This is a genomic window from Pseudomonas sp. BNK-45, from assembly GCF_047456255.1.
Taxonomy (GTDB): domain Bacteria; phylum Pseudomonadota; class Gammaproteobacteria; order Pseudomonadales; family Pseudomonadaceae; genus Aquipseudomonas.
Window position 1 is genome coordinate 5,463,675 of sequence record NZ_CP179909.1, and the last position, 19,939, is coordinate 5,483,613.

The window sequence follows — 19,939 nt, forward strand, 5'->3', positions numbered from 1 at the left end:
CCCAACTCACTCATAACGTAGCGCCTCCGCAGGCTGGGTGCGCGCCGCACGCCAGGCTGGATACAGGGTGGCGAGGAAACTCAGGACCAATGCCGCGCCGCAGACCATCAACACGTCCTCGGCCATCAGTTGCGACGGCAGGTAGTCGATGAAGTACACGTCGGCATTCAGGAATTTATGGCCGATCAGGCCTTCGAGGGCGGAGATCGCGGCACTGACATTCAACGCTGCGAGCATCCCCAGCACCGCGCCGATCAGGGTGCCGACCACGCCGATCACCGTGCCCTGGACCATGAAGATCGCCATGATGGTGCCCGGAGTGGCACCCAGGGTACGGAGGATGGCGATGTCGCCCTTCTTGTCGTTCACCACCATCACCAGGGTCGAGATGATGTTGAACGCGGCCACCGCGACGATCAGCAGCAACAACAGGCCGATCATGGCTTTTTCCATGCGGATGGCCTGGTACAGGTTGCCGTGGGTACGGGTCCAGTCGCGGGCGTAGAAATGGTTCTCCCCCAGCTGCTGGGCAATTTCCCAAGCGGTGCGCGGGGCCTGGAACAGGTCGTCGAACTTCAGCCGCAGGCCCTGGACCTGATCCGGCTTCCAGCGGTGCAGGCGGCCCAGGTCTTCCAGGTTGGTCAGGCCCAGGTAGCCGTCGATCTCGCCCGCGCCGACGTGGAAGATGCCCACCACGGTAAAGCGCTTCATGCGCGGGAACATGCCAGCCGGGGTCACCGTGACTTCCGGCGCGACGAAGGTCAGCTTGTCGCCGAGGCCGACGCCCAGCTTGGCGGCCGCCTTGTCGCCGATGACGATGCCGAAACTGCCGGGCGCCAGCGCATCCAGCTGCCCCTGCTGCATGAAGTGGTCGATGATCGACACCTGCCGTTCCTGCGCGGGGTCGATGGCATTGAGCAGCACTTTCTGCACCTGGCCGTTGTTGGTCAGCAGCCCCTGCATCTGAGTGAATGGCGCCACCGCCAGCACTTTCGGGTTCTGCCTGACCTTGTCGGCCAGGCTTTGCCAGTCGCTGATGGGCTCGCCGGACTCGATGGTGGCGTGGGGCACCATGCCCAGCACGCGGGTGCGCATTTCATGATCGAAGCCGTTCATCACCGACAGCACCACGATCATCACGATCACGCCAAGGGCGAGTCCGATCATCGAGGTCAGGGAAATGAATGACACAAAATGATTGCGACGCTTTGCACGGGTATAACGCGTGCCGATAAAAGCAAACAGAGGTCTGAACATGTCGGGGCTTGTGCAGAGGAAAAGAAGACGTCCTTGTGGCGGGGCCTGGTAAGCAGCTTTACACTCAGACCACTGCCTCTACCATGGGTTCGCCATGTCGACATTAGATGAAGAAGATCGCCGCGAATACTACCGTATCGAGGACGCGATCGCACTGGAAATTAGCCCCTTGTCCGCCCACGACGCGGCGAGCAAGGAAGTGTTGCAGGATGAGTCCCCGCTGTTCAATCTGCTCAGCGAACTGCATCTGAGCGAATTCGAATCCCAGCACCTGCTGCGCCAGGTCAGCGAGCGGGATCGCACCCTGGCCAGCTACCTCAAGGCCATGAACAAGCGCATCGACCTGCTCAGCCAAGTGGTGGCGCAGACCGTGTTCGGCAAGTTCGGCGAACCACAGCGGGTGATCCTTTCCGAGGGTGGCATCGAGTTCAACCACCATCTGAGCTACGCCAAGGGCAGCCACCTGGCCGTGAAACTGCTGCTGATGCCCCAGGCCCTGGGCCTGCTGCTGCGGGCCAAGGTCATCCACTGCGAGCCCCAGAGTTTCGGTACCTTCGAGATCGGCACCGAATTCGAAGCATTGACCGACGCCCAACGCCAGCTGCTGGCACGCTATATCCTGCAAAAACAGGCCCAGCAACGCCGCCAGGCCCGGGAGCAGAGCGACCCCGCCGCCGGTTGAGCAACACGCCCGCCCCACCTCTTGTGAAACAACATCCGTGAAGGAGCAATTGTGACCCTGATCTATGGCCATCGCGGCGCTAAAGGCGAAGCACCGGAAAACACCCTGACCAGCTTTCAGGAATGTCTCAAGCACGGCGTGCGCCGTTGCGAGCTCGACCTGCACCTGTCCATGGACGGCGAGTTAATGGTGATTCACGACCCGACCCTCAAGCGCACCACCGACCGGCGCGGCAAGGTGGTGGAGCATTCCGCCGCCGAGCTGGTGACCTACGACGCGCGCAAGGGCGGCCCGGGCTGGGTCAGCCCCTGCCCCATTCCACGCCTTGAAGAGCTGTTCGAGAAATGCGACTTCGAGCACTGGCAGCTGGAAGTCAAGAGCGCCTCGCGCACTCGCGCCGCCACGACCGTGCTGGCGATTCGGGAAATGGCCCAGCGCTTCGGCCTGCTGGACAAGGTCACCGTGACCTCAAGCTCGCGGGAAGTGCTGAAAGCGGCGGTCGAGCTGACCCCGGACCTGTCTCGCGGACTGGTCGCCGAGTACGCCTGGCTCGACCCGTTGAAGGTCGCCCAGAGCTACGGCTGCGAGATTCTTGCGCTGAACTGGACCCTGTGCACCCCGGAGCGTCTGCAGCGAGCGCAGCGTCAGGGCCTGCATGTGTCGGTGTGGACGGTCAACGAGCCCGCGCTGATGCGCAGGCTCGCCGACTTCGGCGTAGATAGCCTGATTACAGACTTTCCCGGTTTGGCCAGCGCCACTCTCGAGAATTACTGAAATCGGTCTCCCCGGCCGGCTCAGGCCACCGGCCGGAGCCGCTCAAAAAAGCCGGTTGAGGCCGTCGTATGCCGCTACCCGATAGGCTTCGGCCATGGTCGGGTAGTTGAAGGTGGTGTTGACGAAGTACTTCAGGGTGTTGTGCTCACCCGGCTGACTCATGATCGCCTGGCCGATGTGGACGATCTCCGAAGCCTGGTAGCCGAAGCAGTGCACGCCGAGGACTTCCAGGGTTTCCCGGTGGAACAGGATCTTCAGCATGCCTTGTGGCTCGCCGGCGATCTGCGCGCGGGCCATGCCCTTGAAGAACGCCTTGCCCACTTCATAGGGCACCTTGGCCTGGGTCAGTTCCTGCTCGTTCTTGCCGATCGAGCTGATCTCCGGAATGGTGTAGATCCCGGTCGGCACGTCGTTGACGAAGCGCCAGCTGCCATTGTCGACGATGCTGCCGGCGGCCGAGCGTCCCTGGTCATGGGCGGCACTGGCCAGGCTTGGCCAGCCGATCACGTCACCGGCACCGTAGATGTTCGGCACGCAGGTGCGGTAGTTCTCGTCGACCTCGATCTGGCCGCGGCTGTTGACCTTGACCCCGATGTTCTCCATGCCCAGCTTGTCGGTGTTGCCAGTCCGGCCGTTGCACCAGAGCAAGGCGTCGGCCTTGATCTTCTTGCCGGACTTCAAGTGCAGGATCACCCCGTTGTCGACGCCTTCAACCCGGTCGTATTCCTCGTTGTGGCGCACGGTGATGTTGTTGTTGCTGAAGTGGTAGCTCAGGGCCTGGGAAATCTCCGAGTCCAGGAAGCTCAGCAACTGGCCACGGTTGTCCACCAGCTCCACCAGCACCCCAAGACCACTGAAGATCGAGGCGTATTCGCAGCCGATGACCCCGGCGCCGTAAACGATGAGTTTGCGCGGGGTATGGCCGAGGCTGAGGATGGTGTCGCTATCGTAGATACGCGGGTGGCTGAAATCGATGTCCGCCGGGCGATAGGGGCGCGAGCCGGTGGCGATGATGATGTGCTTGGCGACCAGCTTTTCCACCACGCCGTTGGCGCAGACCACTTCCACGGTCTGCTCGTCGGCGAAGCTGCCAGTGCCGAAGAACACGTCGACCCGGTTGCGAGCGTAGTAGCCGGTGCGCGAAGCCACTTGCTTGGAGATGACCTTCTCGGCGCTCTTGAGCACGTCCGGGAAGGAGAACCAGCGCGGCTCGCCGATGGCCCGGAACATCGGGTTGGTGTTGAACTGCATGATCTGCCGGACCGAGTGACGCAGGGCCTTGGACGGAATGGTACCCAGGTGGGTGCAGTTGCCGCCGACCTGGCGACGGCTATCGACCATCGCCACTTTGCGTCCTGCTTTCGCGGCGTTCATCGCCGCACCTTCTCCAGCGGGGCCCGAGCCCAGCACCACTACGTCGTAGTTGTAGACAGCCATGCGTACTCCTCAGAACAGGCCGAGATGCCCTTCTGGCATCTCCGGCTAAATCATGCCGCGGCCAGCGGCATGAAGGATCAATTTGGCTCGGTTACGAACCCGGGCACAGTCTATAGAAGCGTCAACGCCGCGCACATTAACCCTTGGTCGCGTCGTAGGCTACTTTTGCCTGCACTACAGCGTTCGTGAAGCGTGCCGGTTTATTGTTTTGCCCCCGCCGACAACGCATCGAAGGCCGGGTTGCTGCGTGTGACGAAGCCTGTATCGGCACGCATCACAAAAAATGCGGCGATCCGATGTTTTTCCGCGTACTCCCAACCCGCCTCGGGGCCGAGAATCAGCAACAGCGTCGACAGGCCATCGGCCATGAGCGCCGAAGGATGAATCACCGTCACCGACGCCAGCCTGTGGTTTATGGGCCTGCCGATTCGCGCGTCGAAGGTGTGGGAGTAGCGCCGCCCATCCTGCTCGAAGTAGTTACGGTAGTCGCCGGACGTGGATACACCATAACCATCCAGCGCCAACACCCGCTGGGCCACTTGCCGGTCATCCCGGGGCTCTTCCAGGGCGATGCGCCAAGGTGAGCCGTCCGGCTTGCGCCCCACTGCCTTGAGTTCGCCGGTGGCCTCAGCCAGGAAACTGTCGACCCCCAATTGCACCAGCCGGGCAGCAATACGATCCACGGCATAGCCGGCGGCGATGCTGTTGAAATCCACCTCCACTGCCGCGTCCTTGCACAACTGCCCAGCGTCGATATGCAGGTGGCCATGCCCGACCCGCTGCCGCACTTGCGCCAGCGCCGGGGCGCTCGGCACCTTTTCCTCGCGTCCCTGGGGACCAAAGCCCCAGAGATTGAGCAGCGGCTCCACGGTCAGATCAAAGGCGCCATCACTGTCACGAGACAACTGCTCCCCCACACGCACCAACTGCAGTACCGGTTCGGGCATCGGCTGACAGCTGTTGGCCGGCAAATCGTTGAAGCGCTCGATATCCGAGTCAGCGCGATAGGTGGACATCTGCCGATCGACCTCGGCGAGAATGCCCTCGACTTCGCTCTTGACCCGAGACGCCGTCGGGCCATTGGCGTGCCGCACATACTGCACCGAATAGGTACTGCCCATGGTCGGCCCGGAAACACTCTCCACGCGCTCGCCCCCACAACCGGCCAACAGCGCTGTCGCCGCCCACAACCCGGCGCCCCGCCAGAAATGGCTTGCCCACACAATCCACTCTCCCAATCAAGTGCCCCGCAGGGCTACGTCGCGATGCAAAACGCCATTATGTGACAGACGACGGCCGCCCACCCACCCGGAGCCCCGTCTCGCTCACGGCCAGAGCCCCGTTCCAGAGCCTGCGCGGCCCAACCAAGAGATTTAGTTGCCTGACAGCCTTCATACACATATCGTTACAAAACTGTTCAGCGTGCAGCCTCGTGCCCCGACTTTGCAGTAAGGGACGCATAACGACCAGGGATTGCTAACAAGACAGCCAAAGTGAGTGAAAAAAATGTCCACGACCACGGGCAAAGGCAAGGCGATCTTTCGCGTTGTCAGCGGCAACTTCCTCGAGATGTTCGACTTCATGGTCTACGGCTTCTACGCCACGGCAATTGCCAAGACCTTCTTCCCTGCCGACAGTGCCTTCGCCTCGCTGATGCTGTCCCTGGCGACCTTCGGCGCCGGCTTCCTGATGCGCCCCCTGGGAGCGATCTTCCTCGGCGCCTACATTGACCGCCACGGTCGTCGCCAGGGCCTGATCATCACCCTGGCGCTGATGGCCGCAGGCACCGTACTGATCGCCTGCGTGCCGGGCTACGCCACCCTCGGCGTGGCCGCGCCCCTGCTGGTGTTGCTGGGCCGGCTGCTGCAAGGCTTCTCCGCGGGCGTCGAACTGGGTGGGGTATCGGTGTACCTGGCCGAAATCTCCACTCCGGGCCGCAAGGGCTTCTTCGTCAGCTGGCAGTCGGCCAGCCAACAGGCGGCGGTGGTGTTCGCCGGCTTGCTGGGTGTGGGCCTGAACCACTGGCTGAGCCCCGAGCAGATGGGTGACTGGGGCTGGCGCGTACCGTTCCTGGTGGGCTGCATGATTGTTCCGGCGATCTTCATCATCCGCCGCTCCCTGGAGGAAACCCCGGAGTTCCAGGCCCGCAAGCATCGCCCTTCGCTGCAGGAGATCGTTCGCTCCATCGGTCAGAACTTCGGCATCGTCATCGCCGGCATGGCCCTGGTGGTCATGACCACCGTGTCCTTCTACCTGATCACCGCCTACACCCCGACCTTCGGCAAAGCCGAGCTGCACCTGTCGGATTTCGACGCCCTGCTGGTGACCGTGTGCATCGGCCTGTCGAACTTCTTCTGGCTGCCGGTGATGGGCGCGCTGTCGGACAAGGTCGGGCGCAAGCCGCTGCTGCTGGGTGCAACCATCCTGGCGATCTTCACCGCTTACCCGGCGCTGTCCTGGCTGGTGGCCAACCCCAGCTTCAGTCACCTGCTGATCGTCGAGCTGTGGCTGTCCTTCCTCTATGGCTCGTATAACGGCGCCATGGTGGTGGCCCTGACCGAGATCATGCCGGTGGAAGTGCGCACCACGGGCTTCTCCCTGGCCTACAGCCTGGCGACCGCAACCTTCGGCGGCTTCACCCCGGCAGCCTGTACCTACCTGATCCACGTCCTGGGCAACCAGGCAGCTCCGGGCATCTGGCTCAGCGGCGCGGCGGTACTGGGACTGATCGCCACCCTGGTGCTGTTCCGTGGCAACCGCCACGAACTGCGTACCGCGCAAGCGGCTGGCGGCGCCTGAGACAACGCGTCGCCGGCAAGCCGGTGCCACCCCGGCTGACCGGCAAAAGCCACAAACAAAAACGCCCCGACGAGTCGGGGCGTTTTCATTTCAGCTATCGCTTAGCGTGGGAACGCTGGCGGGTTGACCCCGGCCATGTCTTCCATCACGCGCACGACCTGGCAGCTGTAACCGAACTCGTTGTCGTACCAGACATACAGAACAACGCGGTTGTCCTGAACGATGGTGGCTTCAGCGTCGACCACACCGGCGTGACGCGAACCGACGAAGTCGGTGGAGACCACTTCCTGCGAATTGACGAAGTCGATCTGCTTGTGCAGGTCGGAGTGCAGCGCCATGTAGCGCAGGTACTCGTTCATCTCTTCACGGGTGGCGGCTTTCTCGAGGTTCAGGTTGAGAATGGCCATCGACACGTTTGGCGTTGGAACGCGGATCGCGTTGCCGGTCAGCTTGCCGGCCAGCTCAGGCAGGGCCTTGGCAGCAGCAGTGGCAGCGCCGGTTTCGGTGATGACCATGTTCAGCGCGGCGCTACGGCCACGGCGATCGCCCTTGTGGAAGTTGTCGATCAGGTTCTGGTCGTTGGTGTACGAGTGAACGGTTTCGACGTGACCGTTGATGATGCCGAACTTGTCATTCACAGCCTTGAGCACCGGCACGATGGCGTTGGTGGTGCAGGAAGCGGCGGACACGATCTTGTCTTCAGCGGTGATTTCGTTGTGGTTGATACCGTGAACGATGTTCTTCAGCTTGCCTTTGCCAGGCGCGGTCAGAACCACGCGGTCGATACCCGGGCAGGCCAGGTGCTGGCCCAGGCCGTCGGCGTCACGCCATACACCGGTGTTGTCCACCAGCAGCGCGTTCTTGATCCCGTATTGGGTGTAGTCCACCTCGGTCGGGTTCTTCGCGTAGATCACCTGGATCAGGTTGCCGTTGGCAGTGATGGTGTTGTTTTCTTCGTCGATGGTGATGGTGCCGTTGAACGAACCGTGCACCGAGTCGCGACGCAGCAGGCTGGCGCGCTTGGTCAGGTCGTTTTCGGCGCCTTTGCGCACCACGATGGCCCGCAGGCGCAGGCCGTCGCCGCCACCGGTTTTCTCGATCAGGATGCGCGCCAGCAGGCGGCCGATACGACCGAAGCCGTACAGGACAACGTCAGTACCTTTGCGGGCCGAAGCGTTTTGCTGGCCAACCACATCAGCCATTTCTTCGCGAACGAACTGCTCGGCGCTGCGGCCATTGCCTTCGTTGCGGAATTTGAACGCCAACTTGCCCAGGTCTACCGAAGCCGCGCCGAGCTTGAGCTCGCTCATGGCCTTGAGCAGTGGGAATGTTTCGTGGACGGAGAGTTCGCTGTCGTCGGAGGAGCGATGGCGAGCAAAGCGATGAGCCTTGAGAATCGCGATGACAGACTGGTTGATCAGGCTGCGGCCATAGATCGAGCTCACCACATTGTTATTGCGGTAGAGCTGACCGATAAGCGGAATCATCGCTTCTGCGAGTGCTTCACGGTCGATCCATTCACCAAGACACTGGTCGGGCTTCTGAGTCACGGGAACCTTCCACATGTAGGGGCAGAAAAAAGGGGCTACATTATGCCGCCCTGTTCTTGTCGTAGCAATGCGCGCCTGTCGTGCGGAACGTAACAAAAAGCCCTTGCAAAAAAACACCACTGTGCTGGAGGCCAGTAAAACCGCGGCTTCCAGCAGCGTCAATTTTTTGGACAGTTCAACAGGCTGTCTGTAACCCTCCGTAACACCAGCCGGATTCGGCACTACATTTGCGCCCAAAAAGCACATTTTGTTGTCATAGCCACTACATTTGCCCGGACCGGCGTAATAGACGCATCAGCCACTGACAGTGGCCACCCGGGGCCGTTACAATTACCGACTTTCGTCGCAACGCTTGGAGCTTGACCGTCCGTGCCCGTCCTGCGTCTACCGCTACTCCCCGCCGCCGCCGGTAAACAGCATTGGGGCAACCTGCCCGGTGCCGCCCTGAGCCTGGCCATCGCCGAAGCCGCCAGCGCTGCCAAGCGCTTTACCCTCCTGCTGACCGCCGACAGCCAAAGCGCTGACCGGCTGGAACAGGAGCTGAGCTTCTTCGCCCCGGACTTGCCGGTGCTGCATTTCCCCGATTGGGAAACCCTGCCCTACGACCTGTTCTCGCCGCACCAGGACATCATCTCCCAGCGCATCGCCAGCCTCTACCGGCTGCCGGAGCTGGAGCACGGCGTGCTGGTGGTGCCGATTACCACCGCCCTGCATCGCCTGGCGCCAACCCAGTTCCTGCTGGGCAGCAGCCTGGTGCTGGATGTCGGCCAGAAGCTCGATGTGGAACAGATGCGTACGCGCCTGGAGGCCAGCGGCTACCGCTACGTCGACACGGTCTACGAGCACGGCGAATTCACCGTGCGCGGCGCGCTGATCGACCTGTTCCCCATGGGCAGCAAGCTGCCGTACCGCATCGATCTGTTCGACGACGAAATCGAAACCCTGCGCACCTTCGACCCGGAGAACCAGCGCTCCATCGACAAGGTCGACTCGGTGCGCCTGCTGCCGGCCAAGGAATTCCCCCTGCAGAAAGAAGCGGTAACCCGTTTCAAGGCACGCTTTCGCGAACGCTTCGACGTGGACTTCCGCCGCTGCCCGATCTTCCAGGACCTGAGCAGCGGGATTACCCCGGCCGGTATCGAGTACTACCTGCCGCTGTTCTTCGAAGAGACCTCGACCCTGTTCGACTACCTGCCCCAGGACACCCAGGTGTTCTCCCTGCCGGGCATCGAACAGGCCGCGGAAAACTTCTGGAACGATGTACGCAACCGTTACGAAGAACGCCGCGTCGACCCTTCGCGCCCGCTCCTGCCGCCGGCCGAACTGTTCCTGCCGGTAGAAGACTGCTTCGCCCGCCTGAAGAACTGGCCACGGGTGGTGGCCAGCCAGCAGGACATCGAAACCGGCGTCGGTCGCGAGCGCTTTCCGGCCCACGAACTGCCCAACCTGGCCATCGAAGCCAAGGCCAACCAGCCGCTGGCGGCGCTCTCGGGCTTCCTCGACGAGTTCCCCGGCCGGGTGCTGTTCACTGCCGAATCCGCCGGCCGCCGGGAAGTGCTGCTGGAGTTGCTGGAACGCCTCAAGCTGCGCCCCAAGACCGTCGACAGCTGGCCGGACTTCGTCGCCAGCAAGGAACGCCTGGCGATCACCATCGCGCCCCTGGACGAAGGCCTGGTGCTGGACGATCCGGCCCTGGCCCTGGTGGCCGAGAGCCCACTGTTCGGCCAGCGGGTGATGCAGCGCCGGCGCCGGGAAAAACGCGCCGACGCCAATAACGATGCAGTGATCAAGAACCTCACCGAGCTGCGTGAAGGCGCGCCGGTGGTGCACATCGACCACGGTGTCGGCCGCTACCTGGGCCTGGCGACCCTGGAGATCGACAACCAGGCCGCCGAGTTCCTGACCCTGGAGTACGCCGAGGGCGCCAAGCTCTACGTGCCCGTGGCCAACCTGCACCTGATCGCCCGCTACACCGGCAGCGACGACGCCCTGGCACCGTTGCACCGCCTGGGCTCGGAAGCCTGGCAGAAAGCCAAGCGCAAGGCCGCCGAGCAAGTCCGCGATGTGGCCGCCGAGCTGCTGGACATCTATGCCCGCCGCGCCGCCCGCGAAGGTTACGCCTTCGCCGATCCGAAGGCCGACTACGCCACCTTCAGCGCCGGCTTCCCCTTCGAGGAAACCCCAGACCAGCAGAGCACCATCGAAGCGGTGCGCGAGGACATGCTCTCGGGCAAGCCGATGGACCGCCTGGTGTGCGGCGACGTCGGCTTCGGCAAGACCGAAGTGGCCATGCGCGCCGCGTTCATTGCGGTCCACGGCGGCAAGCAGGTGGCGATCCTGGTGCCCACCACCCTGCTCGCCCAACAGCACTACAACAGCTTCCGCGACCGCTTCGCCGACTGGCCGGTGACCGTGGAAGTGATGAGCCGCTTCAAGTCTGCCAAGGAAGTGAACGCCGCGGTGGCGGACCTGGCCGAAGGCAAGATCGACATCGTCATCGGCACCCACAAGCTGTTGCAGGACGATGTGAAGATCAAGAACCTGGGGCTGGTGATCATCGACGAAGAACACCGTTTCGGCGTGCGCCAGAAAGAACAGCTCAAGGCCCTGCGCAGCGAAGTCGACATCCTCACCCTGACCGCCACGCCGATCCCGCGGACCCTGAACATGGCGGTCTCGGGCATGCGCGACCTGTCGATCATCGCCACCCCGCCGGCCCGCCGCCTGTCGGTGCGGACCTTCGTCATGGAGCAGAACAAGAGCACGGTCAAAGAGGCCCTTCTGCGCGAACTGCTGCGTGGCGGCCAGGTGTACTACCTGCACAACGACGTGAAGACCATCGAGAAATGCGCCGCCGAGCTGGCCGAACTGGTGCCCGAAGCCCGGATCGGCATCGGCCACGGGCAGATGCGCGAACGCGAACTCGAACAGGTGATGAGCGACTTCTACCACAAGCGCTTCAACGTGCTGATCGCCTCGACCATCATCGAGACCGGGATCGACGTACCCAGCGCCAACACCATCATCATCGAGCGCGCCGACAAGTTCGGCCTGGCCCAACTGCACCAGTTGCGCGGCCGGGTCGGACGCAGCCACCACCAGGCCTACGCGTACCTCTTGACGCCACCGCGCCAGCAGATCACCCCGGACGCGGAAAAGCGCCTGGAAGCCATCGCCAATACCCAGGACCTGGGGGCCGGCTTTGTCCTGGCCACCAACGACCTGGAGATCCGCGGCGCCGGCGAACTGCTGGGCGACGGCCAGAGCGGGCAGATCCAGGCGGTGGGCTTCACCCTTTATATGGAGATGCTCGAGCGCGCGGTAAAAGCCATCCGCAAGGGCGAACAGCCGAACCTCGACCAGCCCCTGGGCGGCGGGCCGGAAATCAACCTGCGCCTGCCGGCGCTGATTCCCGAGGACTACCTGCCGGATGTGCACGCGCGCCTGATTCTCTACAAGCGCATCGCCTCCGCCACCGACGAAGACGGCCTGAAGGACCTGCAGGTGGAAATGATCGACCGCTTCGGCCTGCTGCCCGAGCCGACCAAGAACCTGATCCGCCTGACCCTGCTGAAGCTCCAGGCCGAGACCCTGGGGATCAAGAAGGTCGATGGCGGCCCGCAAGGCGGGCGTATCGAATTCGCCGCGGACACTCCGGTAGACCCCTTGGCGCTGATCAAGCTGATCCAGAGCCAACCCAAACGCTACAAATTCGAAGGCGCAACCCTGTTCAAGTTCATGGTGCCGATGGAGCGCCCGGAAGAGCGCTTTAATACATTGGAGGCACTGTTTGAACGCCTCACCCCGAAAACTGCTTGAAGGACGCCCCATGCGCCTGTTCCGCTCCCTGACCCTGCTCCTGACCCTGGTCGCGCCCATGGCGTTTGCCGACGACCTGTATCAGGTGGAAATGATCCTTGTCCGGCAGAACGCCGAGCCGCAGATCCTCAGCCGCGCCGCTCCCGAAGACTGGGCCGCCGGCGCTCAACACCTGAGCCCCGACAGCCAGCGCACGCCCGCCCTGGGCGGGATCGTCGACAAGCTCAACGCCAGTGGCAACTACAGCGTGCTGCTGCACAAGGCCTGGCAGCAGACACTAGGGGAAACCCCGGTCAAGGTGGCCCTCAGCGACGGTCCGGAACAGTTCGGCCAGTTCCCCATCGAAGGCACTCTGAACCTCAAGCTCGGGCGCTTCACCGATGTCGACGCGGACTTCTGGATCAACCAGATCGACAGCAATGGCCTGGTCACCCGCAGCGAACGCCTGAAACAGCAAAGCCACACCAAGAACGGCCAGCTCAACTACCTGGACAACGGCCATCTGGCCCTGCTGATCAAGATCACCTCGCTCACCGCACCGGCACCTCGCCCCGCTCCAACTGAAATACCGGACTGATCGAAGTCCCTATGAGCCCGCCCCTGACCAAACCCCTGGCCCCGTCCTGGGTCAACCGCTTCAAGGAACAAACCTTGGAGCGCGGCCGGCGTTATGCCCTGGAAAAGCGCGTGCGCATCGTCAGCGCCGCAGACAGCGCTATCACCGCCAGCTGCGAGGGTTCCAGTGGCAATGTCTACCGGCAGAGCATCAACTTGCGCGAGTCGAGCAAGGGCAGCCTGCTGCTGATCGACACCCATTGCACCTGCCCGGTACGCAGCAACTGCAAACATGTGGTCGCCGTCTTGCTGCAAGTGGAAGAAACCCTGGCCTACCCGGCGGCAGCCAAGGACGCCGAGCTGCTGGAGAAACTCTCTGCCGTGCTCGACAGCCGTCGCCCCGCCGCCCTGCCCCAGGTGCTGCTGGAGGACGTGCGTCCAGTACCGCGCCTGTGGCTGGCCAGCATCGAGTTCAGTGCCTTCGAACCGCGCAACGGCAAGATGCAGCGCTACATCCAGCACCGCGCCGCGCTGTCGTTCAACTACGGGGGCGAGTACGTCAGCGGCCCGAAGAATGCCGATGTGATCATCCGCCAGGAACACCAGAGCCTGCGCATCAAGCGCCAGCCAGAACTGGAGCAAGGCTGGCGCGAACAGTTGCGCAGCCTGGGCTTCAAGATCGCCACCCGGCAGAGCAAGGCCCTGCCGGAAAGCGCCGGCGAACTGTTCGAGATGGTCAACGACAGCGCCTGGCTGACCTTCACCCTGAATGAACTGCCCAAACTGCGCAGCCAGGGCTGGGAACTGCAGATCGACGATGGCTTCGGCTTCGACCTGACCGCAGTGGACGACTGGTATGCCAGCGTCGACGAAGCCCCCGGGCGCGACTGGTTCGATCTGGAACTGGGGATCATCGTCAATGGCGAACGCCTGAGCCTGCTGCCGATCCTGCTCAACCTGATGCGCTCCCACACCGAGATCCTCAACCGTGAACGCCTGGCCAAGCGCCGCGACGACGAGCTGATCCTGGTGAACATTCCCCACCGCCCCAACTCCTTGCACGGCCCGCTGCAAGTGGCGCTGCCCTATGGGCGCCTGAAGCCGGTGCTGGCCACTCTGGGGGAGTTCTACCTGCAAGAGCCCGGCGAAACCACCCTGCGCCTGAGCAGCGCCGACGCCACCCGCCTCAACCCGCTGCAGGACCTGCCGCTGCTCTGGGAAGGTGGCGAGCATATCCGCACCTTTGCCCAGCGCCTGCGCGACATCAAGGACTACTCGGCGCCGGTGCCAGAAGGGTTGAATGCCACCCTGCGCCCCTATCAGCAGGAAGGCTTGAGCTGGATGCAGTCCCTGCGCCAACTGGAAGTGGGCGGCATCCTCGCCGATGACATGGGCCTGGGCAAAACCCTGCAGACCCTGGCACACATCCTCAGCGAGAAGAATGCCGGGCGCCTGGACCGGCCGTGCATGGTGGTGATGCCCACCAGCCTGATTCCCAACTGGCTGGACGAGGCGGCGCACTTCACCCCGCAACTCAAGGTTCTGGCGCTGTATGGCGCGGGGCGCAAGAAACACTTCGCGCAACTGGCCGACTACGACCTGCTGCTGACCACCTACGCGCTGCTGCCCAAGGACGTCGAACTGCTGGCCGCGCAACCCTTGCACGTGCTGATTCTCGATGAGGCGCAGTACATCAAGAACCCGTCGAGCAAGGCCGCCCAGGCCGCTCGCGAACTCAATGCCCGGCAGCGCCTATGCCTGTCCGGCACGCCTTTGGAAAACCATCTGGGGGAGCTCTGGTCACTGTTTCACTTCCTGTTGCCGGGCTGGCTTGGCGATGCCAAGAGCTTCAACCGCGACTACCGGGTGCCGATCGAAAAGCACGCCAGCGACGTGCGCCTGCAACACCTCAACGGCCGGATCAAACCCTTCCTGCTGCGCCGCACCAAGGAGCAAGTGGCCACTGAGCTGCCGCCCAAGACCGAGATCATCCACTGGGTCGAACTCAACGAGGCGCAACGGGACGTCTACGAAACCATGCGCCTGGCCATGGACAAGAAAGTCCGCGACGAAATCACCCGCAAGGGCGTGGCCCGCAGCCAGATCATCATCCTCGAAGCCCTGCTCAAACTGCGCCAGGTGTGCTGCGACCTGCGCCTGGTCAATGACTCGCCACCGGCGCGCGGCAGCTCCTCGGGCAAGCTGGACAGCCTGATGGAGATGCTCGAGGAGCTGTTTGAGGAAGGTCGACGCATTCTGCTGTTTTCCCAGTTCACCTCGATGTTGAGCCTGATCGAGGCCGAACTGAAACGACGCAACGTTGCCTACGCCCTGCTCACCGGCCAGACCCGGGATCGGCGCACGCCGGTGCGGGATTTCCAGAGCGGCAAGCTGCAGATCTTCCTGATCAGCCTCAAGGCTGGCGGCGTGGGTCTCAACCTGACCGAGGCCGACACCGTGATCCACTACGATCCGTGGTGGAACCCGGCGACCGAGAGCCAGGCCACCGACCGCGCCTACCGCATTGGCCAGGAAAAGCCGGTATTCGTCTACAAGCTGATCGCCCGCGGCACCGTGGAAGAGAAGATCCAACACCTGCAACAGGAGAAATCGGACCTGGCGGCAGGCGTGCTGGACGGGCGCACGGCCGGCGACTGGAAGCTGCAGAGCGAAGACATCGAAGCCCTGTTCGCGCCCTTGCCGGACAAGAAAACCGGCCGTTGAGGCCGGTCAATGCACGGGCACCGAGCAACATGCGGTGCCGTGCCATACCGCCTCAATCGATCAACTGCGCAGTCTTCAGCGCTTCAAGAGCCGCGAGCCAGCGCGGGTCCTGCTTGTATTCGAGATTGGCGAACGCCTGGCCGCGCATCCGGGCCAGGCGTGGCGACGGCTGCACCTTCAGGCGCTGGGCGGCGCTCAGGGCCAGCTCGGCCGCGGCGCGATCGTTGCACACCAGCCCCATGTCACAACCGGCCGCCAGGGCCGCCTCGATCCGGCTTGCCGCATCGCCGACGACATGGGCACCGGCCATGGACAGGTCGTCGCTGAAGATGACCCCGTCGAACTGCAACTCGCCACGCAGGATGTCCTGCAGCCAGCGTCGGGAGAAACCGGCCGGCTGCGGGTCGACCTGCGGATAGATGACATGGGCCGGCATCACTGCCGCCAACTGCTTGCTCAAGCGGGCGAACGGCAGCAGGTCCTTGGCGCGGATCTCGTCCAGGCTGCGCTCGTCATTGGGAATCGCCACATGGGAGTCGGCCTCGGCCCAGCCATGCCCGGGGAAATGCTTGCCGGTGGCCGCCATCCCGGCGCTGTTCATGCCGCGGATAAAGGCACCGGCCAACAGCGCCGCGCGCTCCGGATCGCCCTCGAAAGCCCGGCTGCCCACCACCGCGCTGCGCTGGTGATCCAGATCCAGGACTGGGGCAAAGCTCAGGTCCAGGCCCACCGCCAGGACCTCGGTGGCCATGATCCAGCCACACTGTTCGGCCAGGTACTCGGCATTCGGGTTGTCGGCCAGGGCACGCATCGCCGGCAGACGGACAAAGCCCTGACGCAATCGCTGCACCCGACCACCTTCCTGATCCACCGCCAGCAGCAGGTCCGGGCGGATCGCCCGGATCGCCGCGCTCAGTTCGCGCACCTGGCGTGGGTGCTCGATATTCCGAGCGAAAATGATCAGCCCGCCCACCTGCGGCTGACGCAGGAGTTGGCGATCTTCAGCCGTCAGCCAGGTACCGGCGACGTCCACCATCAAGGAGCCTTGCAGGCCAGCGGTCATAGAAATTCCTTAAGCACTACGATGCCTTCCAGGCAACGCCGACGAGGCCACACCCACGGGGATGCGGCCGGGGCAAGCAGCGTCGGCACAAGGAAGGCACGGGGATATGAAACGAGAATCGGCATGGGCGGCTAGCTTAGCGGATGTAAGCAGTCGCGCCCACCCGTGGGATCACGCCTTGGCAGCTGCCGGAGCGGTTTTGCTGCGCGGCTTGAGCTGGGCGCTGGCCATGGCTTCGTCGGTGACGCCAGTTTCGGCACGCATGCCGGCAGCGAGGAAAGGCACCATCAAGCGCATCACCTGTTCGATGGAGGTGTTGACCCCGAAATCGGTTTCGGCAATCGCCCGCAACGCCTTGATTCCGGACATGCTGAACGCCGCGGCACCCAGCATGAAATGCACACGCCAGAACAATTCGATGGGCGGAATACGTGGCGCCGCCTCGTTGACCAGCAGCATGTAGCGGCGAAACACCTTGCCGTACATGTCTTCCAGATAACGCCGCAGATGCCCCTGGCTCTGGCTGAAAGCCAGCCCCAGCAAACGCATGAAAATCGACAGGTCGTTGCCGCTGCGTGGCTGCACCACCAACGCCTGCTCGACCAGGATCTCCAGTAGTTCTTCCAGGCTCGGCTTGCTGTCCGGCTTGGACTGACGCCGCTCCAGCTCACGATCGAGACTGACGCAGAACGGCCCGAGGAAGCGCGAGAACACCGCCTGGATCAGGGCCTTTTTGGAACCGAAATGATAGTTGACCGCTGCCAGGTTGACCCCGGCCTTGCTGGTAATCAGCCGCAACGAGGTTTCGGCAAAACCTTTTTCCGCGAACAACTGCTCGGCAGCATCGAGAATGCGTTCAACGGTTTCCGACTGGGCCATGGCTACTCCGCCTGACAAACACTTGTTTGAAACATACGTTTCAGGCTCATCAATGTCAAGTCCGCGCGCCCCTGCGAAGGCCGTCCGGCGCGCTATTTAATCATACCTGCCGCGGTCTGTAGCCAGCCTTGAGTGCTGGATTGCTACCCCGCAATGACAACCGCCCGGCTGACCACGGCAAATGGAGGATTGCCAAGCGACGTTCACTGTATATAATCCCAGTCACTGTATAAAAAGACAGAGCGATCGACATGCTAAAACTGACGCCACGCCAAGCTGAGATTCTGGCTTTTATCAAACGCTGCCTTGAAGACAACGGCTATCCGCCCACCCGCGCCGAGATCGCCCAGGAGCTGGGTTTCAAGTCGCCCAACGCCGCCGAAGAACACCTCAAGGCCCTGGCCCGCAAAGGCGCCATCGAGATGACCCCTGGAGCCTCTCGCGGCATCCGCATCCCGGGCTTCGAAGCCAAGCCCGACGACACGCTGCCCATCATCGGCCGCGTTGCCGCTGGCGCCCCCATCCTCGCCCAGCAGCACATTGAAGAATCCTGCAACATCAACCCGACCTTCTTCCATCCGCGCGCCGACTACCTGCTTCGGGTCAACGGCATGAGCATGAAGGACATTGGCATCTTCGACGGTGACCTGCTGGCAGTGCATACCACCCGCGAGGCCCGCAACGGCCAGGTGGTGGTGGCACGCATCGGCGATGAAGTCACGGTCAAGCGCTTCAAGCGCGAAGGCAGCAAAGTCTGGCTGATCGCCGAAAACCCTGATTTCGCCCCCATCGAAGTCAACCTGAAAGATCAGGAGCTGGTGATCGAAGGCTTGAGTGTCGGCGTCATTCGCCGCTAAAGGAGGCTCCATGCAGTTCCCCCATACACCACAGCAAGCCCAACTGCCGTTGTTTGAAGCGTTCCTGGCCCAGCCATTGGCGCCTGCGCTCAAAGAAGTGGCCGAGTCGCCCTGGAATAAAGATCCAGAGGCTTTCAGCGAACTGTCGTTACGCGGCGCCGCCGGGAACTGCCTGAACCTCCTGGCACCCATCCTCAGAGAGTTGAGCCAGGAGCAGGACGCCCGGTGGCTGACCTTGATCGCCCCGCCCTCAAGCCTGACCCAAAGCTGGCTGCGGGATGCTGGCCTGAATCGCGAACGCATCCTGCTGCTTCACCCCCGAGGCTCTCAGAGCCCACAGCAACTGGCTTGCGAGGCCCTGCGCCTGGGGCGCAGCCACACAGTGGTCAGTTGGCTGAACCCATTGAGCACTAGCGCACGGCAACAGTTGATCAGCGCCGCACGCACGGGCGATGCGCAAAGCCTGAATATTCGCCTGGGATAAACACCGGGAAGTCACTACACAATGCGCTTGAAAAGCACGAGGCTTCTCCAGGATTGAGAAGCCGAGAAAAATATGACGAACAACCGGAAGAAAACCGATAAACGGGCTTAGTGAAGAACCCGCGGACCGTCTTCCTTGTCGATTTCACCCTCCACCAGGCGTCCGGCCATCTGCACACCGACGCTCAACATGGCCTTGGCCACCTCGACATGCTGACCTTGCAAAAAGGCTTTGGCATCCTCGGAGAAATCCAAAGTAACCAGAGAACCCTCGTCCTCAGCTCTGCGCAGCTCAATACGGCCGTCTGGCAACTCGACAATTTCTAGAAAGGACGTTGGCATAAAGGTCTGATCTCCACGAAAGGCGGGGATTATATCAGTCATCACCCCCGCCCCGCTCAGGATCTTGCACCAGACGTGGCGCTGTTCAACAGGCACGAGCACCTGCTCCCATTAAGAAATGCGGCACTGCAGCCCTCAAAACACCGTGCCAGCCCGCCTCAGAAATTCGGCTTGTATTCAAAACCCGCCGAAGCCTGGCTGTCGGAAAATGGCGTGATCAACGACTTGTTCAAGCTCAACCGATTAACCAAGGAACCGGGGAACATCTGAATGGAGTTGTTGAAATGCTCCACATTCAGGTTGAACAGAGTGATGGCTCCACCGATATTGCCTTCCTGCTCGGCAACCTCACGCATCAGGTTGCTCAACAGGGTGGCGGACTTGAGATCCGGATAGGCCTCAAACGCCAGGTTCAAGCCCCCCAACAGGGCTTTGCTGCCCTCGTCGACCGACTTCAACGCATCGCCATCGGCAGCAGATGGCAAGCTGCCAATGGCGCTACGCAAGCCAACGATCTTCTCCAGCAGTTGGCTCTCATACGCCTGAAAACCGGCCACTTGCGGTTCCAGCAGATCCAGCACCTTGATTCGCTGCCGCTGGTAGGTCAGCACGTCCGACCAGGCTCGCTGGGCGCGGTTGTGTGCGCTGACGATCTTGTTGTAGTGCACATAGGCCAGAACGCCCAAGGCGATCGCAATGACCAACAACAACTCCATAC

Annotated in this window: 16 protein-coding genes; 8 read left to right on the forward strand and 8 right to left on the reverse strand. The window is 62.7% G+C overall.

The genetic code is table 11. From position 1 onward, the window contains the following. Positions 1-6: 6 nt before the first annotated feature. Positions 7-1,257: a lipoprotein-releasing ABC transporter permease subunit gene (locus ACMGG8_RS24660; RefSeq protein WP_060838365.1), complete on the reverse strand. Its 1,251-nt coding sequence runs from the start codon at positions 1,255-1,257 to the stop codon at positions 7-9. Between the two features lie 94 nt (positions 1,258-1,351). Here ACMGG8_RS24660 and ACMGG8_RS24665 point away from each other — a divergent pair, with 94 nt between their 5' ends. Further along, the gene (locus ACMGG8_RS24665; RefSeq protein ID WP_060838364.1) at positions 1,352-1,939 is read left to right on the forward strand and encodes a PilZ domain-containing protein; all 588 of its coding nucleotides are present in this window, start codon (positions 1,352-1,354) and stop codon (positions 1,937-1,939) included. Positions 1,940-1,990: 51 nt separating this feature from the next. Then, the gene (locus tag ACMGG8_RS24670) at positions 1,991-2,713 is read left to right on the forward strand and encodes a glycerophosphodiester phosphodiesterase (protein ID WP_016967735.1); all 723 of its coding nucleotides are present in this window, start codon (positions 1,991-1,993) and stop codon (positions 2,711-2,713) included. 42 nt (positions 2,714-2,755) lie between these two features. Here ACMGG8_RS24670 and sthA read toward each other — a convergent pair whose 3' ends face one another. Together sthA and ACMGG8_RS24680 are read right to left on the reverse strand one after the other, a co-directional pair. Continuing rightward, positions 2,756-4,150 carry a Si-specific NAD(P)(+) transhydrogenase gene (sthA, locus tag ACMGG8_RS24675; protein WP_016967736.1) on the reverse strand — a complete coding sequence of 465 codons (1,395 nt, stop codon included), beginning with the start codon at positions 4,148-4,150 and terminating at the stop codon, positions 2,756-2,758. 200 nt (positions 4,151-4,350) lie between these two features. After that, positions 4,351-5,271, reverse strand: coding sequence for an FAD:protein FMN transferase (locus ACMGG8_RS24680; protein WP_414159980.1), 921 nt, complete (start codon positions 5,269-5,271; stop codon positions 4,351-4,353). Positions 5,272-5,656: 385 nt separating this feature from the next. Here ACMGG8_RS24680 and ACMGG8_RS24685 point away from each other — a divergent pair, with 385 nt between their 5' ends. After that, positions 5,657-6,949, forward strand: coding sequence for an MFS transporter (locus ACMGG8_RS24685; protein ID WP_060838362.1), 1,293 nt, complete (start codon positions 5,657-5,659; stop codon positions 6,947-6,949). 101 nt (positions 6,950-7,050) lie between these two features. Here the strand turns inward: ACMGG8_RS24685 and ACMGG8_RS24690 are convergent, their stop codons facing one another. Further along, on the reverse strand, positions 7,051-8,514 hold the full coding sequence (locus tag ACMGG8_RS24690) for a glyceraldehyde-3-phosphate dehydrogenase (RefSeq protein WP_016967095.1): 1,464 nt from the start codon (positions 8,512-8,514) through the stop codon (positions 7,051-7,053). Positions 8,515-8,868: 354 nt separating this feature from the next. Here ACMGG8_RS24690 and mfd point away from each other — a divergent pair, with 354 nt between their 5' ends. From mfd to ACMGG8_RS24705, 3 genes are read left to right on the forward strand one after another with little or no spacing between them, the layout of a single operon-like run. Next, on the forward strand, positions 8,869-12,318 hold the full coding sequence (mfd, locus tag ACMGG8_RS24695; RefSeq protein ID WP_016967096.1) for a transcription-repair coupling factor: 3,450 nt from the start codon (positions 8,869-8,871) through the stop codon (positions 12,316-12,318). Positions 12,319-12,328: 10 nt separating this feature from the next. Continuing rightward, the gene (locus ACMGG8_RS24700; RefSeq protein WP_060838361.1) at positions 12,329-12,895 is read left to right on the forward strand and encodes a CsiV family protein; all 567 of its coding nucleotides are present in this window, start codon (positions 12,329-12,331) and stop codon (positions 12,893-12,895) included. 11 nt (positions 12,896-12,906) lie between these two features. Continuing rightward, positions 12,907-15,597 carry a DEAD/DEAH box helicase gene (locus ACMGG8_RS24705; RefSeq protein ID WP_414158615.1) on the forward strand — a complete coding sequence of 897 codons (2,691 nt, stop codon included), beginning with the start codon at positions 12,907-12,909 and terminating at the stop codon, positions 15,595-15,597. A gap of 52 nt (positions 15,598-15,649) precedes the next feature. On the opposite strand, the gene nagZ is transcribed toward ACMGG8_RS24705, so the two are convergent. Both nagZ and ACMGG8_RS24715 read right to left on the reverse strand, forming a co-directional pair. Further along, positions 15,650-16,648: a beta-N-acetylhexosaminidase gene (gene nagZ / locus ACMGG8_RS24710; protein ID WP_414159981.1), complete on the reverse strand. Its 999-nt coding sequence runs from the start codon at positions 16,646-16,648 to the stop codon at positions 15,650-15,652. Between the two features lie 183 nt (positions 16,649-16,831). Next, entirely contained in the window at positions 16,832-17,539 is a 708-nt protein-coding gene (locus tag ACMGG8_RS24715; protein WP_060838358.1) for a TetR/AcrR family transcriptional regulator, read from the reverse strand. Between the two features lie 251 nt (positions 17,540-17,790). Between ACMGG8_RS24715 and lexA the strand changes: the two genes are divergently transcribed. Together lexA and sulA are read left to right on the forward strand one after the other, a co-directional pair. After that, positions 17,791-18,396 (forward strand): transcriptional repressor LexA, encoded by a 606-nt coding sequence (gene lexA / locus ACMGG8_RS24720; RefSeq protein WP_060838357.1) that lies wholly within the window; start codon positions 17,791-17,793, stop codon positions 18,394-18,396. 10 nt (positions 18,397-18,406) lie between these two features. Then, positions 18,407-18,880, forward strand: coding sequence for an SOS-induced cell division inhibitor SulA (gene sulA, locus ACMGG8_RS24725; RefSeq protein ID WP_060838356.1), 474 nt, complete (start codon positions 18,407-18,409; stop codon positions 18,878-18,880). Between the two features lie 107 nt (positions 18,881-18,987). On the opposite strand, the gene ACMGG8_RS24730 is transcribed toward sulA, so the two are convergent. Together ACMGG8_RS24730 and ACMGG8_RS24735 are read right to left on the reverse strand one after the other, a co-directional pair. Continuing rightward, positions 18,988-19,221, reverse strand: coding sequence for a hypothetical protein (locus ACMGG8_RS24730; RefSeq protein ID WP_011060267.1), 234 nt, complete (start codon positions 19,219-19,221; stop codon positions 18,988-18,990). A gap of 158 nt (positions 19,222-19,379) precedes the next feature. Next, positions 19,380-19,937: a LemA family protein gene (locus ACMGG8_RS24735; RefSeq protein ID WP_060838355.1), complete on the reverse strand. Its 558-nt coding sequence runs from the start codon at positions 19,935-19,937 to the stop codon at positions 19,380-19,382. Positions 19,938-19,939: the final 2 nt, after the last annotated feature.

What these genes read in the sequence shown, in the direction of transcription:
- ACMGG8_RS24705 (WP_414158615.1), top strand. Translation starts at nt 12,907, where the DNA reads ATGAGCCCGCCCCTGACCAAACCCCTGGCCCCGTCCTGGGTCAACCGC.
- ACMGG8_RS24685 (WP_060838362.1), top strand. Translation starts at nt 5,657, where the DNA reads ATGTCCACGACCACGGGCAAAGGCAAGGCGATCTTTCGCGTTGTCAGC.
- ACMGG8_RS24700 (WP_060838361.1), top strand. Translation starts at nt 12,329, where the DNA reads ATGCGCCTGTTCCGCTCCCTGACCCTGCTCCTGACCCTGGTCGCGCCC.
- lexA (WP_060838357.1), top strand. Translation starts at nt 17,791, where the DNA reads ATGCTAAAACTGACGCCACGCCAAGCTGAGATTCTGGCTTTTATCAAA.
- ACMGG8_RS24660 (WP_060838365.1), bottom strand. Translation starts at nt 1,257, where the DNA reads ATGTTCAGACCTCTGTTTGCTTTTATCGGCACGCGTTATACCCGTGCA.
- ACMGG8_RS24680 (WP_414159980.1), bottom strand. Translation starts at nt 5,271, where the DNA reads ATGGGCAGTACCTATTCGGTGCAGTATGTGCGGCACGCCAATGGCCCG.
- ACMGG8_RS24665 (WP_060838364.1), top strand. Translation starts at nt 1,352, where the DNA reads ATGTCGACATTAGATGAAGAAGATCGCCGCGAATACTACCGTATCGAG.
- ACMGG8_RS24730 (WP_011060267.1), bottom strand. Translation starts at nt 19,221, where the DNA reads ATGCCAACGTCCTTTCTAGAAATTGTCGAGTTGCCAGACGGCCGTATT.
- sthA (WP_016967736.1), bottom strand. Translation starts at nt 4,150, where the DNA reads ATGGCTGTCTACAACTACGACGTAGTGGTGCTGGGCTCGGGCCCCGCT.
- ACMGG8_RS24715 (WP_060838358.1), bottom strand. Translation starts at nt 17,539, where the DNA reads ATGGCCCAGTCGGAAACCGTTGAACGCATTCTCGATGCTGCCGAGCAG.
- ACMGG8_RS24735 (WP_060838355.1), bottom strand. Translation starts at nt 19,937, where the DNA reads ATGGAGTTGTTGTTGGTCATTGCGATCGCCTTGGGCGTTCTGGCCTAT.
- ACMGG8_RS24690 (WP_016967095.1), bottom strand. Translation starts at nt 8,514, where the DNA reads ATGTGGAAGGTTCCCGTGACTCAGAAGCCCGACCAGTGTCTTGGTGAA.
- sulA (WP_060838356.1), top strand. Translation starts at nt 18,407, where the DNA reads ATGCAGTTCCCCCATACACCACAGCAAGCCCAACTGCCGTTGTTTGAA.